Annotated in this window: 5 protein-coding genes; 3 read left to right on the top strand and 2 right to left on the bottom strand. The window is 73.9% G+C overall.

Annotated elements, in window-relative coordinates:
- Positions 1-571 precede the first annotated feature (571 nt).
- The 3 genes from LCE31_RS35385 (at position 572) to LCE31_RS35375 (ending at position 2843) form a co-directional block, all read left to right on the top strand.
- Positions 572-1486: an alpha/beta fold hydrolase gene (locus LCE31_RS35385; RefSeq protein ID WP_225021892.1), complete on the top strand. Its 915-nt coding sequence runs from the start codon at positions 572-574 to the stop codon at positions 1484-1486.
- 14 nt (positions 1487-1500) lie between these two features.
- Positions 1501-1863, top strand: a complete 363-nt coding sequence (locus tag LCE31_RS35380) for a DUF6086 family protein (RefSeq protein ID WP_225021890.1) — start codon at positions 1501-1503, stop codon at positions 1861-1863.
- A gap of 104 nt (positions 1864-1967) precedes the next feature.
- Positions 1968-2843 carry a PhzF family phenazine biosynthesis isomerase gene (locus tag LCE31_RS35375; protein WP_225021888.1) on the top strand — a complete coding sequence of 292 codons (876 nt, stop codon included), beginning with the start codon at positions 1968-1970 and terminating at the stop codon, positions 2841-2843.
- Between the two features lie 56 nt (positions 2844-2899).
- Here LCE31_RS35375 and LCE31_RS35370 read toward each other — a convergent pair whose 3' ends face one another.
- The gene (locus LCE31_RS35370) at positions 2900-4534 is read right to left on the bottom strand and encodes a transporter (protein WP_225021885.1); all 1635 of its coding nucleotides are present in this window, start codon (positions 4532-4534) and stop codon (positions 2900-2902) included.
- Positions 4531-5349 carry an ABC transporter ATP-binding protein gene (locus LCE31_RS35365; protein ID WP_225021883.1) on the bottom strand — a complete coding sequence of 273 codons (819 nt, stop codon included), beginning with the start codon at positions 5347-5349 and terminating at the stop codon, positions 4531-4533. Before LCE31_RS35365 ends, LCE31_RS35370 begins: the two co-directional genes overlap by 4 nt.
- Positions 5350-5837 lie beyond the last annotated feature (488 nt).

Raw genomic sequence — 5837 nt, 5'->3', positions numbered from 1 at the left:
GTCCTCCCCTTCGCCGACCCGGAGCCCCGAGCTCCCAGGGTCGGCTCCCGCGGACCGTCATCCCCGAGCGGCCCGCCTCCCGGAAAAAGATCTCCCCAGAGCCGCGACGGCCAACCCTGAGGGGCTGTCACTCGAATGAGCGATGTTGGGCGCGGGAACGCTTTGTTCGAATAATCGTTCGATAAGATCCAGCCGGAACCGACACGGGTTCGACCGCTCGACGGCGGCCCGATGACAGGTGACGCGGGGGGCGTCACAACGAAACGGCAGCCTCGACCGTCACACCAGGCGTGACGGTCACCACCAGGCGCGTCAGGCACACCGAGCGTGTCAGACGCACCGGGAGCGACGGTCACGACAGCCGCGACCGTCGTCACAGCCGCCGTAACAGTCATCACAGGCGCGACGGGCATAGTCGCGACCGTCGTATCGCTCGTAGCAGTCGTAGCAGTCGTAGCAGTCGTAGCAGTCGTGTCAGCCGTAGCGACAGCCACAGCAACAGCAACAGCAACAGAACGACCACACCGGAATCTGGTTCGACCGCTGGGAACCGAAGGGGGTGCCAGGGCACATGCCGAAGCAGCACGCGGAGCGCGGGGCGCGGCGCACTGATGTGATCGGCGCCGACGGGGTACGCCTCGCGGCCTGGGAGTACGGGCGCGAGGGCGCGGAGCCCCTGTCGGCAGGGGCGGCCGCGCACGCGGGCGGGCCTCCCGAGCCGGGGGTGCTGCTGCTGCACGGCCTGATGGGCCGCGCGTCGCACTGGGCCGGTACGGCGCGGTGGCTGGCCGAGCGGCACCGGGTCGTCGCCTTCGACCAGCGGGGGCACGGCGAGAGCGAGCGCCCGGCGGACGGACTGCTGACGCGTGAGGCGTATGTGGCGGACGCGGAGGCCGTGGTCGAGGCCCTGGGCCTCGGGCCCGTCACGCTCGTCGGGCACGCGATGGGCGCGCTGACGGCCTGGCAGCTCGCCGCGCGCCGGCCGGACCTGGTGCGCGCGCTGGTGATCTTCGACATGCGGGCCTCCGCGCTGGGCGCCGCGTCGCAGCGGGAGTGGGAGGACTGGTTCCGGACCTGGCCGGTTCCGTTCCCCTCGCTGGGCGAAGGGCGCCGCTGGTTCGCGGAGGAGGACCCCTGGCTCGCGGGAGGCCGGATACCGGCGCGCGGGGACTTCCACGCGGAGATGCTGACGCGTCGGGAGGACGGCTGGCGCCCCGTCTTCTCCCGCCGCCAGATGCTGCGCACGCGGGAGACATGGGTCCTGGACGCGCACTGGGAGGAGCTGGCGCAGGTGCGCTGCCCGACGCTGGTCGTGCGCGGCGTGGACGGCGAACTGGGGCGGGCCGAGGCCATGGAGATGGTGCGGGTGCTGCCGCGCGGGGAGTACGCGGAGATCCCCGACGCCGGCCACCTCGTCCACTACAGCGACCCGGCCGCCTGGCGCGCGGCCACGGAGCCGTTCCTCAACGGGGTACTGACCGGCTGAGACGGGGAGCCCCGGTGAGTTGTTTCTTCGAGGTGGACGGGGAGACCGTCTGGAATCCGGCCTCGGCCGCCGGACGGCTCTTCGTGGACTGCGCGCGGGCGATGGAGAGGTTCAGCGGGGCGCGCTCCGGGATCTCCGACCCCGTGGACGACGAGTACGCCGTCGACCCGGACGCCTTCCGGACGTTCCACGGCCGTCTCGCGGCCCTGGCGGGCGGCACGGGGAACGCGGCCGTCCACGCGCTGACAGCGGAGTTCCTGGTGGTGTCCGCCGTGCTGCTGGAGCGGGCCGGGGCCACGGCGGCGGCACCGGCGGGGACGGAGCCGTCGCGGTGGCGGGCCCGGCTGGACGCGATGGCGCGGTCCATGCCGAGGTGAGGGCCGGCGTCCGCGGCACCTCGCGTACACCGTCCGGGCACGACCGGGCGCTCCCCTGACACGCTGCCAGAAATAGTCGCGGGGCCAAGCGTGTTGGCGCCCGCATGACGACGAACGCGCGGCAGCCCGAAGTGCTGCGGTACACCGCCTTCTCCAGCGCCCCCGAGGGTGGAAACCCGGCAGGTGTCGTTCTGGACGCCACCGCCCTGGACGACGACGAGATGCTGGCCATCGCCGCCGACCTGGGGTACTCCGAGTCCGCGTTCCTGACCCCCGCTCCCCGGGGCACCGAGGGCCAGGAGGGACGCGCGTACGGCATCCGTTACTTCAGCCCGAAGGCCGAGGTGCCGTTCTGCGGGCACGCGACCGTCGCGACGGCCCTCGCGCTCGCCGAACGGACGGGCCCAGGGGAGCTGGTGTTCGCGACGCGGGCCGGCGCGGTGCCGGTGGAGGTCACCGAGGCGGACGGGGTGCTGCGGGCCACGCTCACCAGCGTCGAGCCGTACACCGAGGACGTGCGCGCGGCCGACCTCGATGAGGCGCTCGCCGCGCTCGGCTGGGCGGCGGGCGATCTCGACCCGGCCTTCCCGCCCCGTATCGCGTTCGCCGGCGCCCGCCATCTCGTGCTCGCCGCCGCGACACGCACCCGTCTCGCGGACCTGGCGTACGACTTCACGCGCCTTGAGGCCCTGATGCGCCGCCTGGACCTGACCACCGTCCACCTGGTGTGGCGGGAGTCGGCCACCGTCTTCCACGTCCGGGACCCGTTCCCCGTCGGCGGTGTGGTCGAGGACCCGGCGACCGGCGCGGCGGCAGCCGCCTTCGGCGCGTACGCCCGCGAGCTCGGCCTGGTGCCCGAGGCCGCCGTCCTCACCCTGCACCAGGGCGAGGACCTCGGCCGCCCCGGCGAACTCACCGTCACCCTGCGCGCGGGCGACCCGCGCGTCCGGGTCAGCGGCACGGGAGCGCGCATCGGCTGACCTCCCGGGCGCCGGGGCCGAGGACCCGCCCCGGCTCCCGGCTGCGGCCCCTGCCCTCAGCCCTTGCTGACCGCCGCGAGGATCTCCGGGAGCCGGTCCGCGGTGGGGCCGGCCGCCGTGCGCAGGCCGAGCCATCCGACCAGCGCCCCGTACGCCGTACCCACCGGCAGCAGCAGCCACGTCCACCCGTTGTGGCCCCCGAGATGCAGCCAGAGCGTCAGCCCCAGCGCGGGCGAGGCCAGCAGGGCCGCGACGACGATGCCGCCGAACATCGACATCACGGCGAGGCCCGTCTGCCCCGGCGCCACGTTCTTCCTGCTCTCCTGCGGGATCGAGTACGGCAGCCGCGCCGAGGCGAAGGCGCCGCCCGCGAGCAGCGCGCCCAGCAGCGCCCAGGACAGGCCGAGAACCTCGGGCAGCGCCCTCCAGTCGTGGGTGAGCGCCGCCATCACCACGCTGACCAGCGCCGAGTACGGCACGGTGACGGCCGCCAGCGCGAACGCCCGCGCCCGCAGCTCCAGATACGCGTCACGCTTCGACGCGATCGTCATCGCCACCATCCAGAACGCGGACGTGTCCTGGCCGAACTGGTTGTACATCTGCGTGCCCAGCAGGCCCGCCGCGAAGCACCCGAAATAGATGGTGCTCGCGCCCTGGAGCGCGTTGAACACCGGCACGATCAGCCCGATCGCCAGCGACGTCACCCACGCGGTCTTCGTCTTCGGGTCCCGTACGACATAGCGCAGCGTCCGCAGCATCGCCGTACCCGTACGGCTCTCGGGCAGCAGCGAGGACAGGCCCGAGCGGCGGCCCCGCCGCTTCGGCGCGGCGGCGGCGATCGTCGAACTGTCCGGCGCCGTCATGAGCTTGACCAGCGACCGCTGCCAGAACACCACCACGCCCGCCAGCAGCGCGAGCGCGAGAACGAGCTGCGCCGCCATCCGCCCGTACGCGCCCTCGCTCGCGGACTGGACCGCGCCCATCGCGGAGGCGGGCGGAATCCAGCGCACCACGGACACCGTCGGGTCGAGCGAGGAGAGGCCCGTGGACGAGCCGATGCGCTGCACCCAGAAGTTGACGAGCTGGATGCCCACGGCGATCACGAGGCCGCTCAGCACGGCCAGGTCGCGGCCCTTGCGGGAGGTCAGCAGGCGGGTGTTGGCGGTGGCCATGGCCCGCGCCAGCGCCACGCACGTCAGCAGCGACACGACGACCGCCACCACGGCGACGACCGCCGCGACCGCGCCGTGCGCCGTCGCCAGGGCCGCGCCGGCCAGCAGGCACAGCGCGAACACCGGCCCCATGCCCACGAGGGAGGCCGCGAGCAGCGCGCCCGTCAGCGGGCGGGGCCGCAGTGGCAGCATCGCGAGCCGGGTCGTGTCCAGGGTCTCGTCGCCGCTCGGGAAGAACAGCGGCATCAGCAGCCAGCCGAGGGCCAGCACCAGCGTCAGCAGCACGACCGGCGCCGCCGCGTCGTCCACGCCGCGCAGCGCGGCCAGGCCGAGGAGCGTACCGGCGGACAGCAGCAGGACGACGACGAGCGACGTCACCCACACCGCCGTCCTGCTGGACGACTGGCGCAGGCCGCCCCGCAGGAGGGACAGCTTCAGCCGGACGAAGACGGAGACGAGGCCGCCCGCCGAGGCACGCGCGGGCGCCGGTGCGGCCGGGGCCGGTGCCTGGGCGCTCATCGCCTGCCACCGCCCAGCCAGTCGAGCGACCCGTCGCTCCCGCGGCCCTGCGCACCGACCAGTTCGAGGAACGCGTTCTGGAGGGAGGGCGCGTCGCCCCGTACCTCCGCGAGGGTGCCCTGCGCGCGGATGCGGCCCGCCGCCATCACGGCGACCCAGTCGCACAGCGACTCCACCAGCTCCATCACATGGCTGGAGAAGACCACCGTCGCGCCCGAGGACGTATACCGTTCGAGCACCTCGCGGATGGTCTGCGCGGAGACCGGGTCGACGCCCTCGAACGGCTCGTCCAGGAACAGCACCTCGGGGTTGTGCAGCAGCGCCGCGGCGAGACCGATCTTCTTCCGCATGCCCGTCGAGTAGTCCACGACGAGCTTGTCCCGCGCGCCCGTCAGGTCCAGGACGTCCAGCAGCTGGTCCGCGCGCTTGTCGACCTCGGCGCCCGGCAGGCCGCGCAGCCGGCCGGTGTAGCCGAGCAGCTCACTGCCGGAGAGCCGCTCGAACAGCCGCAGGCCCTCGGGCAGCACCCCGATCCTGGCCTTCACCTCGGCGGGGTCGCGCCACACGTCGTGGCCCGCGACCGTGACCCGGCCCTGGTCGGGCCGGAGCAGGCCGGTGATCATCGAGAGCGTCGTCGTCTTGCCCGCGCCATTGGGGCCGACCAGCCCGATGAACTGCCCGGAGGGCAGGACGAGGTCGATGCCGGCGACGGCGACCTGCTCGCCGAAGCGCTTCCACAACCCCTCCACCCGCACGGCGACCCCGCCGCCGCCCGCTCCCTCCGGCCGGTCCCCCTGCCGCTCCTGGTCCCGCATGGTGGTGCACCTACTCCCCGTGTCGCTCGTCCCCCGGTGGACGGCCCACAGTAGGCGGCCCCCGGGCCCGGGGCATCGGCCTGACGGGGGAGGACGGGGTGGAGCACCTCGACCGAGAGGTGGAGAAACCCACGACACCCGTCCACCGAACCTGACCGCCGAGGCCGGCCGGCGGAATACGCCAGACGGACCTGGCCGCCGAGCCCGTCCGCCGGACCTGGCCGCCGAACACGTCCGCCGAGCCAGTCAGGCGGACCTGGCCGCCGAGCCCGTCCGCCGGACCGGTCCACCGAACCTGGCCGCCGGACCCGGCCGCCGGACCCGTTCACCGAACCCGTCCGCCGGACCCGTCAGGCGGCTCGGCGGGCCGTGACCAGGATCGTGCCGGCCGCGCGGGGCCCCGCTCGGTTGTTTCAGGGGGTGAGGGCGTCGAAGGCGACGTGGAGTTCGGACGGGCCGCGCAGGTTGGCGGTGGGGCGGTACGGGGG

It is taken from the genome of Streptomyces sp. 8L, assembly GCF_020176795.1.
GTDB lineage: Bacteria > Actinomycetota > Actinomycetes > Streptomycetales > Streptomycetaceae > Streptomyces.
Note: the sequence above shows the minus strand (reverse complement) of the source record. Positions and strands in the feature narration are given on the sequence as shown.

What these genes read in the sequence shown, in the direction of transcription:
- LCE31_RS35385 (WP_225021892.1), top strand. Translation starts at nt 572, where the DNA reads ATGCCGAAGCAGCACGCGGAGCGCGGGGCGCGGCGCACTGATGTGATC.
- LCE31_RS35370 (WP_225021885.1), bottom strand. Translation starts at nt 4,534, where the DNA reads ATGAGCGCCCAGGCACCGGCCCCGGCCGCACCGGCGCCCGCGCGTGCC.
- LCE31_RS35375 (WP_225021888.1), top strand. Translation starts at nt 1,968, where the DNA reads ATGACGACGAACGCGCGGCAGCCCGAAGTGCTGCGGTACACCGCCTTC.
- LCE31_RS35365 (WP_225021883.1), bottom strand. Translation starts at nt 5,349, where the DNA reads ATGCGGGACCAGGAGCGGCAGGGGGACCGGCCGGAGGGAGCGGGCGGC.